The organism is Kitasatospora sp. cg17-2, assembly GCF_054031055.1.
Genome location: NZ_CM132923.1, coordinates 9489561 through 9506341, shown reverse-complemented (window position 1 = coordinate 9506341; position 16781 = coordinate 9489561). Strand labels below are relative to the sequence as shown.

Here is a 16781-nt window from a genome sequence, read left to right as displayed (position 1 = left end):
TTGCGACTACCAGTGGCTCTTGAATGCATGCTTGCCGATTCGCGGCCCCCACAAGACATCGATCTTCCGGAGCTTTTTGAATGGAGTCTTGACTCTAAAGACGACTCGATGGTTCTTGTCACCGTCGCGCTTGTGGACCGACCATCCCGCCGACCATTTAGTGTCCTTGTCTCCATTATTGTAACGCCCCGGCTTTCCGGGCTCCCTGAGGCCGAGCCTCTGCTCTCCCTTCTTAAATGCCGTCATGCTCGCATTGCCGAACTTTTCCGACCTCCCCCCGAAGGTCTTGCTGAGAAACAGCTTCTCCGTATACTTGACCTTTGCTTTGGTTGCAGCCCAGGCCACCTTACGCGCTACCTTCACGGTCTTTACCGCCGCAAATGCAGCGCCCACTGCCGCACCAGCTCCGACGACCTGTGCTGCCGCCGTCGCCGTCATCTCGGCGGCCTTCTCCCAGTTACCGGTGGCGGCATAGGAGACTGCCGAGACCGCACCGGCCACCGCGCCGATGGGGCCAGGCACGACCGTGGCCACGACCTCGGCGACCTTGGCGACGACCTCGACCGTCTTCTTCAGCCACTTGGGCATGCCCCAGTTGCCGTCGAGGTCGGTGCAGTTGACCGGGTCGCCGGTGCAGTAGTCGTAGGCACTGGCGTTGCCGCCGGGCACCGGGTCGATCTGCAGGAAGCGGCCGAGCGCCGGGCTGTAGAGGCGGGCACCCATGAGGATGTCGCCGTCCTGGGCCTCGGCGGAGCGCTGCTTGCCGCCCAGCCACCCGTACCGGACGCCCGCCTGGCCGTCCTGCGGGATGCCGAACTCGTCGAAGTCCAGCACCACCGGCCTGGTCAGCGCGGTGTCGGTGGTGATGACCACCGAGCCGAACAGGTTGGTCAGCTGGAGCTGGACGTCACCCGTCCTGCTGGTGGTGGCGACCAGGTCCGCATCCGGGCCCGAGACGTTGCGGGTCAGGGTGCCCTGGGTGGTGTCCTCGACGGTCCAGCGGACCTCGTCGGAGTCGTCACCGTAGTGGTTCAGCTTCGACGTGGCGCCGGCCCACGAGCCGTCCGCCTGCTTCTTACTGGTGGTGAACCCGGTCAGGCGGTGCGCCGCGTCGACGGCCCACTCCTGCTTGGTGTCCCCCTTCTCCTGGGCCGCGACGCGGTCGTTCGCCCAGTAGGTGTTGGTCGCGCCGGTCGCGGTCTTCACCGTGCGCCCGAAGGCGTCGTAGACGAAGCCGGGGTCGGTGAGGCGGTCGGCCCTGTCGTAGGTGTGGTTCTCCGCGACCGCTCCGGTCGTGCTGCACTCGCCCGACGCCCCCTTCGGGGAGGTCTGCTTGGACAGCCGGTTGGAACGATCGTCGAAGGTGTACTGGCGGGTGACGCAGCCGGTGGCGACCGTGGACTGCTCGGCCTTCACCAGCCGGCCGAGCCGGTCGTACTGGTAGGTGCGGGTGGCGGTGGAGCTGGTGTCCTTGGCCACCTGGCCCTGGGTGGAGATGTCAGTGGTCTGGGCCCAGATCACCTTGTTGTCGCTGGTGCGGGTGTAGGTGCGGCCGGTGGCCTCGCCGACGGCATTGGTGGTGTCCTTGCGGACGATGCCGCCGGGGTAGGTCTGCTCGACCAGCTGGCCGTCCGGACCGTACTTCGCGGTGAACTCGCCAGCCACGCTGTCGTTGACCGAGGTGACCAGCCCGCGCGGCTCCTTCGCGCGGTCGTAGGTGTAGGTGCTGAAGCCGGTCGGGTCGGTAACCTTCACCGGCTTGCCGAACCGGTCGAACTCCGTGGTGGTGGTGCCACCGTCGGCGTCCGTGTACGAGATCAGGCGGCCCAGCGCGTCCAGGACGCGCACCAGCGACTTGCCACCGGCGTTCGTCTTGACGATGCCGCCGGTGGCGGGGTCGTACTCGGTGGTGACCTTCGGCAGCGGCTTGCCCTCGTCCGAGGTGATCTCGGTCGACAGGATCCGGTCCGCGCCGTCGTAGGTGGTGACGGTCTTGCGGGACTTGCCCGCATTGGTCTCGGTGGTCTCCTCGGGCTCGCCGAACGGCGAGTAACGGGTGACCCGCTTGACCGGCAGGGTCGTCGGCATTCGGGTACCGTCGGCATCCGCGACGGCACCGCCCGGCATCGTGACGCATCCCAGACCCGCCCACTCGGGACGGTTACCGCAGAGAACGTCGTCCGGGTTGGCGCCGGCGGTGTAGTAGACCGCCTTGACCGTCCCGGCATCACTGCCGTTGGAGCCCGGCTTGCGGGACTCCATAGCACGCCCGGAGGCATCGAGCTTGACCGTGGCCGTCAGCTTGGCGCCGAGCGCATCGGTGGTCACCGAGGTGGCCGCCTTCAGCGTCCAGCCCGAGGTCCCCCCGATCGGCGCGTCGTACCCCTGCTTGGTGACCCGCAGTTCCGCGTCGTCGGCGTAGCCGTCGATGCGGGCGCCGTCGGTGCTGGTGGTGACCAGGTGGTAGGCCTGGCCGTCGGGCTTGCCCTCGTCGTAGGTGTTGGTGTTGTGGTCCCGAGCGACGACCGATTCCCCGGCGCGCATGGTGGGGTTGAGGGTGTCCTTGGTCAGGGTGACCGTGTCGAGGCCGGTGTGGAAGCGCTCGCCCGAGGAGGCGTCGTTCGTCCCGGTGACCGTGACCCTGAGTTCGTGGTCGCCCCGGGTGAGGTGGACGGGCAGTCCGGCGGTGTAGGGCGCGATCACCGGATCGGCCGAGTAGGTGTCGATCGGGGAGCCGATCGGGGACTGGCCGTCGATCGAGAACTGGACGGTGCCGTGGTCGCTGTTCTTGGTCAGCTGGCCGGTGAGGAGGTACTTGCCCTCTTCCGGGACGTTGACCCGCAGGCTGGCGAAGGCTCCGGCCTGAGTGCCGCGGATGCCCAGGTGGGCACCGCCGGACCAGGTCAGGCCGCAGCAGTCGTTGTCGATCTGGACGGTGGTGTTGGTGCCCAGCTGCGGGAGCTTCTCCGCCTCCCAGGTCACCGTGACCGGGTCGCTCTGGCCCTTGACCTCCTCGGCGAGCGAGGCGCGGTAGACCGGACCCAGGGTCTCGACGACGTCCAGGCCGTCCTGGGAATACGTGGTGCGCGAGTCGAGCAACCGCGCCCGGGACTTGGTGATCTCGGCCTTGCGGGCCTTCTGCTCGTCCGTCAGGACGGCGGCCAGCAGCTCGGCGGGGATCGGAGGCAGGCCGAGTTCGGCCGTGAACCGCTCCCACTCGGGGTGCGTCCCGAGCGCGATCGCGCGGTTGGTGGCCTGCAGCGAACGCACGGCGTGGCCGTAGCGGTCGTACTCGGTGGTGTCGATGTCACCGCCGGGGGTGACGGACGGGCTGGCGGTGTTGACCTCGTTGCCGGAGGCGTTGAGGTAGTGCACGGCGGCCGGCTTGTAGCCGTCCGCACCCGGCTTCACCGCGGTGGCCGTGTGGGTGCCGGGCTCGTCCTCGGGGCCGAAGACGGCGGTGGCGTCGGTGGGTGCGTCGGTCTGCGCCCAGGTGGCCGCGCCGGACAGGTCGTACGGACCGCCCGCGTCGCGGGTCAGCGGCACGTCGTAGACGACAGCGGTCGCGATCTCGCCGTTGACCTGGTCCTTGGAACCGGGGGCGAGGCTGGCCCGGCGGACCTTCAGCAGGCGCCCCGGGTCCTGGTCGGCCGCGGCCCTGCCGTAGTCGAAGTTCCACGGCAGCTGACCGGCCGCCGCGAGCTGGACGACCCGGCCGTCCGTGTCGTAGCCGTACGAGATCTTCAGCGGCTGGGCCAGGCGCGGGTCCCAGACCTGGGCGATGCGGCCCTTGTCGTCGTACGCGTAGTGCGCGACCTCGACGGCCTCCTGCCTGGAGGTCGCCGGGTTCCACGACCACACCTTGGCCGCCTTGATGCGGTCCAGGTAGTCACCGGGGGCACCGGCGGTCGCGGTGGTGGACTTGGCGTAGTCGTACTCCATGACCTCGCAGCCGCGCGGCAGCGGGTCCACCGAGCAGTGGTTGGCGTCGTCCACGCCCGGCTCGACCGCCGGGATGACGCGCTTCACGAGGGAGCGGCCGTCGGCGGTGTCGTACTGGTAGCGGGTGGTGGAGGCGGCCTCGGGACCGATGTCCGCGACCACCTGGTAGATGGAGGAGCCGGCCTGGCGGGCGAACACCGTCTTCGAACCGTCCAGCTCGGACAGCTCGTAGGTGGTGCCGGCGGTCTGCACGTCCCAGACCTGGTTCGGGCCGGCCCAGCACACCCAGACGGAGGCGCCGCGGTCGGTGTCCAGGCACTTGCCGGAGTGGCGGTTCATCACCGTGCCGTCGGTGCGCACCTCCCACTGCTGGTTGTCACCGGCGTTGCAGCTCCAGAGCATCAGCTGGGAGCCGTCGTCGACCTGGCCCCACGGGTTGTCCAGGCAGTGGCCGAGCAGGCGCAGCGTCAGGTCGTCGCCGCGGGACCACTGCTGGTTGGTGGCTCCGGTGCAGGGTGCCGGCTGAAGTGCGGCGCCGTTGCCGGCCGAGCCGTTCGGGGCTTCGAGGCACTGGCCGGTGCTGTTGAGCACCAGTGCGCCGGAGGCCGCGGGGACGGCCTTGAGGGTGAGTGATTCGGCGCCCGGTTCGGGGAAGAGGGTGCCGTCGGTGCCCTTGGCGAAGGTGAGGGTGCCGTCGTCGTTGCCCTTGATCTCTACCAGGTCGGACTGGGGGAAGGACAGCGAACGGTAGTCCGAACCAGCGCCCGCGTCGGGACCGCCGGCCCACTGCGGGCCGAACGGGGCGACGATCTCCTTCAGCGACAGGTCGTCGAAGAAGACCTCCTTGCCGGTACCGGCGCCGAACCCGTTGATGAGGCGGAACCAGGCTTCGGTGGCGTCCTTCGGGACGGCCATGTCGACGGTCAGCTGCTGCCAGCCGTCGGTGAAGGCGGCCTTCGGGGACAGCACGTCGCCGTAACCGGCGGGGGTGCGGTAGAGGCCGGCGAGGCGCAGGCCGATGTCGGCGCGGTCGGGGTCGAGGCCGGTGGCGCCGGGGACGTAGATCCAGCCGGTCAGCCGGTAGGTCTTCCCGGGCTGCATGCCCTGGGCGAAGGTGTACTCGGGGCCGATCGCCGCGTAGGAGGCCCAGCTGTCGGCGGGCTTGATCAGCAGCGAGTCGGTGGAGCTGTCGTGGCCCCGGGCGGTGGAGCGGGTGACCTCGGCCGGGCCGGGGGTGAAGCCGGCCGTGTCGGTGCCGATCTGGCGCTGGTTGAGCGTCAGTCGCTCGCCCTGGGGCTGCCAGCCGCGTCCGAGGTCGCGCGAGGAGGTGGTGCGGGTGACCGACATGCCGAGCTCGTTGGCGTCGGTGACGTCGGTGGAGTAGTCGCCGGTCAGGAGGTTGACCGAGCCGGGGCCGATGGCCGTCGCGGCGGCGCCGTCGGCGTTGCGGTCCACCGTGATGGTGTTCCACACCGTGGGGTAGCCGTCGCCGGAGCCGTCAGCGGGGAACAGCTTGGCGCGGACCTGGACGACACCGCCGACATTGCCGAGGGTGTCGACGACCGTCCAGTTGGCGTGGCCGCCGAGGTCGTCCAGGCGCGGCTTGTCCTCGGTGACCGGGGTGTTGTCGGCCTTGGTGAGGTTGGTCCGGGGCACCGGGTACTCGGTGGCGCCGGGGCCTCGGCGGTACTCGTAGACCACGCGCTCGAACTGCGTCTGGGCGTCCACCGCGAGCTTGACACGCTTGGCCGACTGACTGCCGTTCACGGGCGAGCTCAGACCGGCCCTGCCGACCTGGAACACATGGGTCGCGGGCGGGGAGAGGTTCCCGGCACGGTCCTTGGACTGCACGCTGAGCACGCGCCGGCCCTCGGTGGTCGGGGTGATGCTCGTGGTGATCGCGCCCGTGGTCTCCACGGTGACCGGCGTGCCGCCGTCCAGCGTGTAGACGTAGGCGCCGACGTCGTTCGTCCCGGGCGGGGCCGAGAAGGTGAACGAGCCGGGCTGGTTCGCCGTACCGTGCCACAGACCGTCCGACGGGTAGTCGGCCGAGGACACGAACGGTGCGCCGGGCTTGACGGTGTCGGCGATCAGGTGGGTGCCGGTCCAGCCGGAGCGGGACTTGCCGTCGTCGAGCATCGCCCAGATCGAGTACTGCACGCCCTCGTCGAGCCTGGCGAGGCCGTAGTCGGAGGGGCGGACGGTCGCGACGGCGCCGTTCGGGACGTCCTTGGCGATGGAGCCGACGAAGGCGCCTTCGCGCCACAGGTCCAGGTAGACCTTGAGCGCGTCGCCGTCCACGTCGGCGGCCTGCACCTGGAAGCGCGGGTTGGCGTCCGGGGTGTAGCGCGGGCTGCCGGGCTGCGAGGGCTGGACCTCGACGGCGGCCGGGGTCGCCGGAACGGTGTTGTAGGTGATCGAGAGGTACGGCGTGGCGCCGCCCTCGGCGGAGCTGAACCGCTTCCACGACAGGCTGCTGGACTCGTCGGCGGCCTTCAGGCCGATGCCGTACTCACCGAAGCCGTGGTCGGCGAAGTACTGGACCATCTCGGTGACGTCGGCGCTCGCCCACACCGAACCGTCCGGGCGGGTGCACTGGTGCCGGTCGTCGCCGTCCTCGTCGAAGGTGTCGTTCGAGGTCGCCCACTTCTGGCCCCACTGCGGCTGGTCGGTCCAGCGCGTCCACCAGCCGGCGCCCCGCGCGTCCCACACCTCCCACTGCTTCGGGATGCACGAGGATGAGTGGTAGTTGTACAGGTTGAGCTTGGCTTCGAGGATCTGCTTGCCGTTGAATTCGCCACCCGGGACCGTCAGGAACGAGCGCGCCACGGTCTTGCCGTCGTAGCTGCCGAGCTTGAGGTCCATCGACGACGACACGTCGTTGTACTCGTCGGTCTGCACATACGTGTCGTAGAGCGCGGCGACATCGGTCGGCGGGTCGATGGTGACCGGGTACTGGGTCTTCGGGTCGGCGAGGAACGCCGCGTCGGGGGTGAGCACCAGCTCGGTGTCCGCGCCCTGACCGCGCACCTCCATCGTCACCGGGGCACGGTTGAGGTGCTCCAGCGAGGCCGGGTCGACGACGGCGTCCCACATCACCGGTGCCGGGAGCCGGACGACCGGCTTGCCGCTCGCCTTCTCCAGCAGATGGACCGAACCGTCCCGCTGCGGAGCGACGGTCAGGCCCGTGGTGTCGAGCGGGATAGTGACCCGGCCGGTCTGCGCGACGGCGGAGCGGTCCTTCACGATCAGGAACTGCTCGAAGCCGGTCCGGGTTGCCTGGAGCACCAGGTCGACACCTGGGCGGGCGTCGACGTAGGTGGCCTTGCTGCCCTCCAGCTTCGGCGCGGGCAGCCTGCCCAGCCAGCCGAAGGAGACCTGCTGCTCACCGGTACCGAGCTTGGCCAGCGGGCGCTCGGCGGGAGCCGATGCGGAAGCGGTCGGCGTCGGGTCGGCCGCCGGGGCAGCCGCACGGGCCGCGGTCCGGGACGCCCGATCGGCGGCGGACGGCGAGGCACTCGCCTCCGGAGTCCCGCCGGCGGTCGGTTCCGGGGCCTCGGTCGACGGGGCCGCCGTCGGGGCAACCGTTGCCGGAGTCGGGGTCGGGGCCGGGACCGGGGCGGTCGGCGTGGTGGACGGCGTGGCCGCCGTGGCCGGGGAGGAGGCGGGCGTCGGAGCGATCGTGGCGGCGCTCGCAGCCGCAGTCGGCGCGGGAGCCGACGGGGCCACAGGAGGCGCGGTCGGCGGGGCCACGGGAAGGCTGTCGCCCACGGTCACGCCGGGGTCGCCGCCCTCGAAGACCAGCCCTTCCGGGTGTGCCTTCGGTGCGACCTTGCCGTCCGGCGTCCGCACCAGCGTGGTGTCCACCGGGACCCACGCCTCGCCGACCTTCATCCGGACCTGCCCGGTGGACCGGTCCGCGGTCAGCGTCCCGTTCGGGTTCGCCCACAGCGTCGTGAACTCGGTACGGGCCTTGGTGACCTCGATCCGCCGGTTCTGCAGGCGCGCCGCCAGCAGGGCGGACGCCTCGTCGGGCGCCTCGGTCGACGGGACGGCGGGAGGGGTCTGCGGAGTCTGGGGAGCCGGCGCGGCCGAAGCCGCGGGCGCCGTCAGCGCATCGAGCGCGACACCGGTCTGAACCAGCAGACCGAGCGTCACCACGCCCGATATTCGGCGCATCCAGCGCGAAGAGAAGGCCCCACCCGCGAACGCGGGCGAGGCCTGAGTGCGTCGTGACATCAGGTTCTTTCAATGGCAAATGAACAGTAAGCACCGGGTAAAGGTGCGCCTCAATCTCTCACCCCCAATAGGTGGCCCACGACCATAGTCAATGACAATTATGTAACAGTACATAAAGCATCGTCATGTAATGAATAATCAGAAACAAGGGCAGGGTGAAATAATTTGAGGCGTAAGGTCATGTATGTCCGATATGAAACCGCCAGCGGTCGCGGCGTGCCACGCATCCGAGCCCGGGCCCGCAAGGAGCGGCGGCCGGAGAGCCCGTGACGCCGCGTGATCGATGGAGGCGACCAACGCATGACGCACACGCACGACAGCCGGTCGGTCACCTGCTTCGTCGGGCAAGCACTTCGTGGACGTTCAACGGATTCCAGCCCTCGACGAGCCCTCGTCCGCCGAACGCAGAAGGTCCGGGCTCCGGCACCCGACATGCGTCGGGTGCCGGAGCCCGGACCGGGCGTGGGCGCCCCGGCGGTGGCCGTCCGTTGCCAGCACACCGGTCGAGTGGGCTGGGACCCCCGTACGGTCGGCCGCGGGAGCTCACCGAAGGCGCTGCCGCCCGCTTTACCCTGGGGTCGGCCGGTGTCGACGTGTCACCGGCCGACCGTGCGGTTCCCGGTCGGTGGGCGACGCGGGCCCGCTCAGGACGGTGGGAACCGGTGAGGTCTAGTAACCGCAGAAGGGAAGGCGGCTCTTGGCGGCGCCGTAGTCCACGTACGCCGCGTAGGTCCAGCCGTACACGCTCTGCGACCACCCGGCGTCGTTGTGGTACTCGCGGTAAGTGTGGTACCAGAGGCTCCCGGAGCCGATGTCCTGTCCCCAGTCGCTCCAGCAGTCGACGTCGATCCCGTCGTGCGAGGACGGGAAGAGGTCCGCAGCGACCTTGGCGCTGCTGACGTTGTAGTAGCCGTACACACCGACGCCGTGGGTGGTGCTCAGCCGGATCCCCACCGAGGCGAGGGTGGTCTGCGAGCCGGCGGCGCGCGGGGCCGCTCCCGCCGGGGCGGCGGCCACCACTCCGCCTGTGGCCATGGCACCGAGCAGTGCCAGGGTCGCGGTCAGCTTCCTGCCGTTGAACATGGTGATCCCCTCCTACGGGCCGGGGCGCCGGGTGCCGGACGGTCCCTGGTCCCGCCCCTGCCGTTGCCCCCATCCTCGGCGCCCGCGAACGGGAGCTCCATGACGGCAGGTTGACGTTCGCTTGGTGTTCGGGGCGCCGGGTCGGTGACCGGCTCCGGTCGCGGCGGCACGGGCCTTGTCTCCGGCGGCCCGACCGCGCACGCTGGATCGGGGCCCGCGGGGAGCGAGGGACCGGCGTGCGACGGACCGGGGGTGGGAGTGGCGGCGGGGGCGGACGGGCGCGGGGTGCCGGTGGTGCGCCGGGCGGTGGTGCGCGGCGCGTCAGCGGTGGGCCTCGGCGCGGTCCTGACGGGGGTGGTCGCCGGTCTGGGGTGGCTGTCGATGTGGGTGGTCTACCACTGGGTGTTCCTCCATGTGGTCGAGGTCGTCGTCATGCTGGCGGCTGCCGCGGCGCTGTTTCTCGGGCTGGTCGCCGGCGCGGCCTACCGGCCCGGGTGGTGGAAGGTGTCCGTGGCGTCGTTCGTCGTGTTCGCGGTCGGCTGGCTGGTCTTCGAGGACTACTGCGTGTCGATGGCCGACCAGCAGGCCCTCCACGACCGGGGCACGACCGTCCCCGCGGTGGTCGTCAAGGTGTACAAGGGCGACCAGAACTCCTCCACCACCGTCGAGGTACGCCTCGCCGACGGCAGCAGGCACGGAGATGTGGAGCTGGGCGACTGGATGCCGCGGACCGGCGAGCAGACCGTCGTCACCATGGACCCCTCGGGACCGGCGCGGTCCCGCCTCGGCCCGCCTCCCGGGCCGCCCGACGCCACCGCGCGCAACGCCGGCCTGGCCGCTGTCGCGGTGGGCTCGGTCGGCCTGGGCGCGCACCTCACCGGCCTGGTCGAAACCGGCGGGATCCGGTCCGGCCCGCTCCGAAGGCCCCGGTCACCGGAGGACGCGGCCCCCGCCGGATCCCGCCGACGGCGACGCCTGTGGCGAGGCCTCCGGTGAGGGTGACGGCGGGGGTGACGGCGGGCGCCCGGCGCCGCGGGGCGGAGGCGTCGTTCAGCCCGATGCGGCGAGGCTCTTCTCGAACGCGGCCAGGTAGTTGGGCAGATGGTGGTCCCTGATGGCGTCCGTCTCGGGAGCCGGCGGGTCGGTGACGAAGCCCTTGGCCCGGTCCTTCAGCCCCGCGACGAGCGGCATGGACTCGTGGAGGCGGCCGTTCACGTCGAAGTAGCGCAGTGCCTCGACGTGGGTGAAGAACGGGCCGGGCGGCAGGTGGGGGACGATGTCGTTGTTGTTGACGAAGCGGTAGCAGCGCTGCCGGAACGCCGTGTTGTGGGCGTCGGCGAGCAGGCGCTCGCACGTACGGGGTTGTCCGAAGGTGTAGATGCCGTCCGGCAGGAGCTGCGGCTCCTCGAAGTAGAACCTGCTGCCGGCCAGCATCGCGAGCGCGCCGCCGAGGCTGTGCCCGGTGAACCAGATGCTCTGGTTCCCGGTGCGCAACTCCTTCACGGTGTCGCGGATCCCGGGGTAGACGGACTGCAGTGCCTGGTGGAAGCCGTAGTGCACGAAGCCCTTGTTCGCCGGGCCGGGGACCGGCGGGGTGTTCACGTCGGTGAGCCAGTCGTAGATCTTGAGCACCTCGGTGCCGCGGAACCCGACGACGATCATGCGGTCACCGGCCATGACGTAGGCCTGGGTGTCCTCGATCGGGAACGGCATCGCGTGCTGGGACTCGAAGTGCCTGACCTCCTGGAACCCCCACACCCGCGCCTGTTGCTCGATGGCCCCGCGTTCCAGCGGCGCCAGGCCCGCCGCGCGCGCCATCCAGTAGGCGTGGTGCAGGGAGTAACGGGTCGTCGCATGGTCCAGCGCGGGAACGGCCATCGGTGTCCTCCGGGAGAGCCTGGGCGGGAGCACCCAGCACCATAGGCCCGTGGACGAACGATCCGTCCCGGGACGCGCCGGGACGCCCGGCCGGGCTGTCCGGACCGGGCTGTCCGGACTGGCCGGACCCCGGCGCCGAGTCGGTGAACCTCCCCGCCCAGGACCGGCGCCCGTCGCCGACGGCCACCACTACTCCGTTCCGGGGGAGGCACCGGCCGGGTCGGAGCTCGTTCCACCGCCCACGCCCCTCCGGTTCGCACACTGATGGCCACATATCCGGAGGAAAGGACACTCACGTTCCATGAGAAGAACCAGCCTGGCCGCGGCCACCACCGCGGCTCTCCTCCTGGCCGCCGGCACCGCGACCGTCGTTCCGGCCCGGGCCGCCACCGCCGACTCCTGCGGCGGTTCCGTCAGCGACTACGTCGGATTGGCCGGCCTCGATCTGCCGTTCATCGGGACGGCCTCCAGCAACGGCAACGACCGGGCCCTGAGCATCAGTCCCGTCACCTTCGGGGTCAACTCCTTCAAGACCGAGATCGCCACCGGCCCCACCGACTCCCGCTACGCCGTCGGCCCGTTCGAGCTCCGGGTCGACACCACCGGCCGCGGCACGATCACCTTCGTCTCCTACGCCGGCCACGGCATCGGCGACAGCGTGGTGTGCGGCAACGGCGGGACCCGCGTCACGAAGATCAGCGGGGCGATCCGCGTCCAGGACGTCAGCAAGCGCATCCCCTTCACCGTCAGCCGCACCTGACAGCCACGCCACCACGCGCCCGGTCGGGGCACGGCCGGACGGCCGTGCCCCGCGCCCCACGCCTCTCCCCCGCACCCCACCCGGCCGCCCCCTCCTGGAGCGAAGGACACCGTGCCCCGTCCGATCCCCACCGTCGAAGCCGCCGCACCACCGCCGCACCATCGCGAACAGCCCCGGCTGTGGCAACGCGGGCAGCAGACGAGCCAACGCCCCTCCCGTCGCTGCCCGCACGGCCGCGGCCCGCAGGATCTGCTGGGCACCGGGATCGCCGGCCACACGCCGCTGGACCTCCTGCACGGCCGGGGCTGCCAGAACGTGTTCCGGGCCCTCGCACCCGGCGGCGCCCGCGTCGCCCTCAAGACCACCTGCCTGGACGCCGCGCCCAGCAGCCTCGCCCGGGCCCGCAACGAGGCCCGGGGCCTGCGGCAGGCAGCCGCGCACCCGCTGGTCGCCGACCTCACCGGGGAAGGCGTCCACGACGGCCTCCACTACCTCGCCGTCGCCTGGCAGCCCGGACTCACCCTCCACCAACTGCTCGACCACCTCGACCGTTCCATGAGCGCCTGGTCACCCGGCAGCGCCGAGTTCCTCACCCACCTCGCCCTGACCCTGTGCCACGCCCTCGACGGCCTCCACCACCACGGCGTCGTCCACGCCGACCTCAGCCCCCGCAACATCGTCCTGGGCCACGGCCGCACCCTCACCCTCATCGACCTCGACAGCTGCGTGCACAGCGGCGACCCCGACCCCGGCGCCCTGGACCGCTGCGCCACCACCCTGTACGCCGCACCCGAGTGCCTCGACTCCCGGTCCGGCCACGTCCCGACCACCGCCGGCGACCAGTACAGCACCGCCGCGATCCTCTACCGCGTCCTCCAGCAGCGCCACCACGTCCCGCGGACCGGCAGCCGCCGCAAGACCCGCGAGCACCAGCTCGACCACCCGCCCCGGCCCCTCACCGGCTGGCCCACCGCGACCTGGCCCCGCCTCGCCGACGTGCTGCACCGGGCCCTCCACCCCGACCCGGCCCACCGCCACCCCAGCACCGGACACTTCACCACCCAGCTGCGCGCCGCCCTCGCCCTCACCGGAGCACGCCCGTGAGCCGCCCCGCCCGCCCCCCCGGGGGGACAGTTCCGGGAGCGGCGGCCTCCGCTACTTGCCGCGCTTCTTCGCTTCCTTCATCAGCTTCGTCTGCTTCCTCAGTTCCCTGACGGTCTGCTTGGTGTTCCTGGCGATCCGTTCCTTGTCGCTGCGGAAGTCGACCAGCCCGAGCGTGCCCATCGAGGTGAGCTTGCGGAGGACGCCCATGGCGCTCCTTCGTGTCCGTCGTCAGTGCGTCCGGGTGAACCTACCAACCGGGCCCGGGCCACCGCGGACAGCACGTCGGACACGCTGGATCGCGCGCCCCGTACGGGCGGCCCGGCGTTCGGGTGACGTGCCCGTCCGGCAGCCGGGGCCTCCGGAGGCGGGGGGAGCCGGCCGACCGGCTTCGACCTCATGACCACCCGGTCCCGCTCGTCCCGCGCCTCTCCGGCGTCAAGGCCCTCCCGCTCGGCCGAGCACGACGACCGCTACTGCTGCTGCTGGTCCGCGGTCGCCGCGCTGGCCACGGCGTCGGCGACGGTGGCCCGGTACAGGCCCAGCTTGGGCGCCCTGACCTTCGCACCGGGGCCGAGCGGGAAGTTCCGCGTCTCGGCGGCCGGCATGTGGTCACCGTCGGCCACCACGTTCAGCTCGTCGATCCCGGCCGAGGTCGTGGCGGATCCGCCGCCGGGGTTGAGGTCGATCACGGCGAACGCCGTCCGCCCGGCGCCGACCGGGTACGCGGGCGGGCCGCCCAGCCCGCCCGGGACCAGCGGCCTGATGTCCTTGCCCCGGTCGGCGGCGTGCGAGTCGCCCAGGCTGACCAGCGGGAAGTAGCTCAGGCCGCAGGAGCGCGCGCCCTGGTTGCGCACCTCGATCACCCGCTGGCTCGTCGCCTCGGGGCGGGCGGTCACCCGGATCACGAGGTCCTTGGCGTCACAGGGGTGGGCGTAGGCGTAGGCCTCGTCGACACCTCCGCCGCCGGGCGCGGTCGCGGCGGGCGTCGCGGGCGTCGTGGCTTTCGGCGCGGCCGTACCGGGTGCGGCGGGTGCGGCGGTCGCAGCGCCGCTCGGAGCGGCAGCGGCCGGGGCACTCGCCGGGACGCCGGCCGGGGCACTGACCGGAGCAGTCGTCGGGCCACCGGTCGCGGCCTGCGCAGGTCCCGGGCCGCCGGGGTCGTCGGGTCCGCAGCCGCTCACGGCAAGGAGGACGCCGACCAGCGCGGCCGGAACGAGCAGGGTACGGCGAGCCGACATGGCAGATCCCCCGAGGTCGAAGTGCGGACGAACGGGGCCGCCCGGCACCGCCGTCCGAACCCCGCCGGACAGTACTGCGACCCGCTCCCCGCCTCACCCGATGACCCCGCACTCGCGATCCGGCCCACCGGAGCCGACATCACCGCTCCTGACCTGCGAGAACGCTTCCACTCGACACAGCCGGACGGGACTTCCCGGAGCCTCCCGCCCCACCTCGCTGCCCCGTCCGCCCCGCTGTTCTGCCCCTCCCGCGCCCCGGAAGTGCCCGTCCGGCACACCGGGGCCACGGACGTACGACGCCGCTGCGGGGTCGGTTCCTCCACCGACCCCGTCGGCGAAATGACCCCGACGGCCTGCGTCGCTACCGGCGCCCGGGCGGAAATACCGTTGCCCGCACCCCCGGCCCCCGTGGCAGGCTGAGCGGGTGTTGACCATGCTCTACCCCGCAGACCTCACCTGGGACGAGGTCGACCCGGCCGACCACCCCTTCGATCCCGCCTCGGCAGCGCGGGTGGTCCGCTCCCTCGGCCCGGCGCGGCAGGTACCCTCCCGGCTGGACCCCGCTTTCGATCCGACCCGGGTCAACTGGGCCTGGGACGTGGCCAAGCCGTGGTCCGATGCCATGACGCACGTGCTGGTGGAACGCTACGGCCGGTGGGCGGCGGGGTGGCGCTGGTCCGTCGGCGAGGGGGACGTCGACGGGGGGCCGGTCGGAAGCTGGTGCTGCGGCTCGCACTCGATCACCACCCCGGAGGAAACCGTCGACCGGGTCGTCGCGGCACTGTGCGAGTGGCGCGAGTGGCTGGAGGACCTCGCGGAGTGGTTCGAGGCCTACCCGCTGGACCCGGAGACCCTGGTGGCGGACCGGATCCTGTGGGAGCGCGCCGCCCGGAACCTGATTCTGCAGGTGGCCGACCGCGCGGGCGCCGAGAGCGGCTGGTACCGGCACTGCCTGCAGGTCCTGGGCTGGTTCCTCGGTTACTGGGGTGTCGCCCCCGAGCCGGCCGCGCGCCTGGTGCGGCAGGCGGTCGGCGGCCGGTTCGAGAGCTGGACCTCGCCGGACACCGTCCTGGCGGAGGACATCGCCGAGAAACTTGTCGGCCCGCTGCGCCCGCAGGACACCCGCTGGTCACCGCCGGACCGCGGCCCGCTCCCGGACCACCTGGAGCGCTGGATCGCGGTGCGCAACAGTGTGCCGTGGCCGGAGAACGACGGCAGTGACGACGGCAGTGACGACGGTGGACCGATGAGTACCGCCCGGGACGGGGCCGCGGAGGACTTCCGCTCCTTCGACGCCGTCGTGGACCCCGCTCGCGGCGCCGGCCTGCTCGCCGCGCTGGAGCTGGTGCGGGCCGACGCGGCACGCGGAGCGGTCCTCGACTTCGAGCTTCTGCGCCGCTGGCAGCAGCACGTCCTGGGCACTCCCGAACCGCCGCCGCTGCGCACCCTCCCCGCCTTCGCCAAGGGCGGCGAGGAGCGCTACGGCATCGGCCCCGACACCCGCGCCCGGCTCGACGCCTGCCTGGCACAGGCGGCCGGCGACCGGCTCTCCCTGGCCGCGAGGGCGGCCCGGGCCCATCTCGACGTCTGTTTCTTCCACCCGTTCGACGACGGCAACGCCCGCGCCGCCCTGCTCACGCTGGTGTTCGTGCTGGCCCGCGCGGGCGTCACGCTCGACTCGGTGCTGCTGATCCGCAGGTTCGGCCGCCGGGCCGACGATCCGCAGGACGCACTGGCCCTGTGCCGTACCGTCGCGTTCTCCATCGGGCAGAGCCGCGCCGCCACCCGGTGACCCGCCGGGCCGCGGGCCCGTCTCAACGGTCCGGCGTCTGCTGCCTCGCGCGGTAGGCGCGCTTCTTGGCGAGGGCGCCGCAGGTCTTCATCGAGCACCAGCGGCGGGCGCTCGCCCGCGAGGTGTCGACGAAGGGGACCTCGCAGTCGGGGTTTCCGCAGAGGCGGACGTGGGCGCGGTGCTCGGAGGCGCAGAGGGCGATCAAGTCCCGGGCGACCATGGACAGTACCGCCGCGATCCCGTCGCCGTGCCAGCGCACGGTGGTGGCGTCGGGGGCGAGTTCGGGTGTCGACGGCGGTTCGGCGGCGGCGCGGTTGACGAGCGCGAGGTCCTCCGGCGCGGGCGGGGCGGCGTCCGCCAGGGCCCGGCCGGTCCGGTGGATCGCCTCGCGGAGGTGCCGGGCCCGGTCGAGGTCGGCCCCGGTGCAGGGCGGCACGACCGTGGTGCAGCCGCTCTCCACCGCCCAACGGCTCAAGTCCTCGGGGCCGGCCAGCCGTTCGAAGGGCGCAGCGGTACCGCGGTCGGCCAGCGTGCCGACGAAGGCGAAGCACAGCCGCGCGTCGTCGAAGCGGAAGTCGCTCTTGGCGCGCTGACGCCCCTCCCGGACGCCGTCCGCGCCGTCGGTGCCGTCCGGTGTCGTGTCCTTCAGCTGACCCTTCATGTCCACCACTCTATGCGGTTGACATCGCTCCGAACAAGCGGCTAGCTTCCAGGTCCACCACTTGAACCGGTGGACTTCGCGTGA

10 protein-coding genes are annotated in these 16781 nt (G+C 71.8%); 4 read left to right on the top strand and 6 right to left on the bottom strand.

Annotation, left to right across the window (positions count from 1 at the left end):
• Positions 1-6 precede the first annotated feature (6 nt).
• Together ACW14Y_RS39785 and ACW14Y_RS39780 are read right to left on the bottom strand one after the other, a co-directional pair.
• Complete coding sequence (locus tag ACW14Y_RS39785; protein ID WP_456985259.1) at positions 7-8121, bottom strand: ricin-type beta-trefoil lectin domain protein; 8115 nt, start codon at positions 8119-8121, stop codon at positions 7-9.
• A gap of 729 nt (positions 8122-8850) precedes the next feature.
• The gene (locus ACW14Y_RS39780) at positions 8851-9264 is read right to left on the bottom strand and encodes a hypothetical protein (protein ID WP_380309289.1); all 414 of its coding nucleotides are present in this window, start codon (positions 9262-9264) and stop codon (positions 8851-8853) included.
• Between the two features lie 252 nt (positions 9265-9516).
• Here ACW14Y_RS39780 and ACW14Y_RS39775 point away from each other — a divergent pair, with 252 nt between their 5' ends.
• A complete protein-coding gene (locus ACW14Y_RS39775) occupies positions 9517-10260 on the top strand; it encodes a hypothetical protein (protein ID WP_456985258.1) in 744 nt (247 codons plus the stop codon).
• A 54-nt stretch (positions 10261-10314) separates the two neighbouring features.
• Here ACW14Y_RS39775 and ACW14Y_RS39770 read toward each other — a convergent pair whose 3' ends face one another.
• Positions 10315-11142 (bottom strand): lipase family protein, encoded by an 828-nt coding sequence (locus tag ACW14Y_RS39770; RefSeq protein WP_456985257.1) that lies wholly within the window; start codon positions 11140-11142, stop codon positions 10315-10317.
• A gap of 301 nt (positions 11143-11443) precedes the next feature.
• Here ACW14Y_RS39770 and ACW14Y_RS39765 point away from each other — a divergent pair, with 301 nt between their 5' ends.
• Both ACW14Y_RS39765 and ACW14Y_RS39760 read left to right on the top strand, forming a co-directional pair.
• Positions 11444-11902 (top strand): hypothetical protein, encoded by a 459-nt coding sequence (locus ACW14Y_RS39765; protein WP_380391622.1) that lies wholly within the window; start codon positions 11444-11446, stop codon positions 11900-11902.
• A gap of 111 nt (positions 11903-12013) precedes the next feature.
• Positions 12014-13006 (top strand): protein kinase domain-containing protein, encoded by a 993-nt coding sequence (locus ACW14Y_RS39760; RefSeq protein ID WP_456985256.1) that lies wholly within the window; start codon positions 12014-12016, stop codon positions 13004-13006.
• Between the two features lie 51 nt (positions 13007-13057).
• Here ACW14Y_RS39760 and ACW14Y_RS39755 read toward each other — a convergent pair whose 3' ends face one another.
• Together ACW14Y_RS39755 and ACW14Y_RS39750 are read right to left on the bottom strand one after the other, a co-directional pair.
• Positions 13058-13213, bottom strand: coding sequence for a hypothetical protein (locus tag ACW14Y_RS39755; protein ID WP_380438310.1), 156 nt, complete (start codon positions 13211-13213; stop codon positions 13058-13060).
• A gap of 263 nt (positions 13214-13476) precedes the next feature.
• Entirely contained in the window at positions 13477-14244 is a 768-nt protein-coding gene (locus ACW14Y_RS39750; RefSeq protein ID WP_402724052.1) for a DUF4232 domain-containing protein, read from the bottom strand.
• A 433-nt stretch (positions 14245-14677) separates the two neighbouring features.
• On the opposite strand from ACW14Y_RS39750, the gene ACW14Y_RS39745 reads away from it, so the two are divergent.
• A complete protein-coding gene (locus tag ACW14Y_RS39745) occupies positions 14678-16036 on the top strand; it encodes a Fic family protein (protein WP_456985255.1) in 1359 nt (452 codons plus the stop codon).
• Between the two features lie 22 nt (positions 16037-16058).
• Here ACW14Y_RS39745 and ACW14Y_RS39740 read toward each other — a convergent pair whose 3' ends face one another.
• Positions 16059-16697, bottom strand: a complete 639-nt coding sequence (locus tag ACW14Y_RS39740) for a CGNR zinc finger domain-containing protein (protein WP_456985254.1) — start codon at positions 16695-16697, stop codon at positions 16059-16061.
• Between the last annotated feature and the right edge of the window lie 84 nt (positions 16698-16781).

Bases quoted from the DNA above. Each gene is read 5' to 3' on its own strand.
- ACW14Y_RS39785 (WP_456985259.1), bottom strand. From the start codon at position 8,121: ATGCGCCGAATATCGGGCGTGGTGACGCTCGGTCTGCTGGTTCAGACC.
- ACW14Y_RS39780 (WP_380309289.1), bottom strand. From the start codon at position 9,264: ATGTTCAACGGCAGGAAGCTGACCGCGACCCTGGCACTGCTCGGTGCC.
- ACW14Y_RS39770 (WP_456985257.1), bottom strand. From the start codon at position 11,142: ATGGCCGTTCCCGCGCTGGACCATGCGACGACCCGTTACTCCCTGCAC.
- ACW14Y_RS39765 (WP_380391622.1), top strand. From the start codon at position 11,444: ATGAGAAGAACCAGCCTGGCCGCGGCCACCACCGCGGCTCTCCTCCTG.
- ACW14Y_RS39755 (WP_380438310.1), bottom strand. From the start codon at position 13,213: ATGGGCGTCCTCCGCAAGCTCACCTCGATGGGCACGCTCGGGCTGGTC.
- ACW14Y_RS39750 (WP_402724052.1), bottom strand. From the start codon at position 14,244: ATGTCGGCTCGCCGTACCCTGCTCGTTCCGGCCGCGCTGGTCGGCGTC.
- ACW14Y_RS39745 (WP_456985255.1), top strand. From the start codon at position 14,678: ATGCTCTACCCCGCAGACCTCACCTGGGACGAGGTCGACCCGGCCGAC.
- ACW14Y_RS39740 (WP_456985254.1), bottom strand. From the start codon at position 16,697: ATGAAGGGTCAGCTGAAGGACACGACACCGGACGGCACCGACGGCGCG.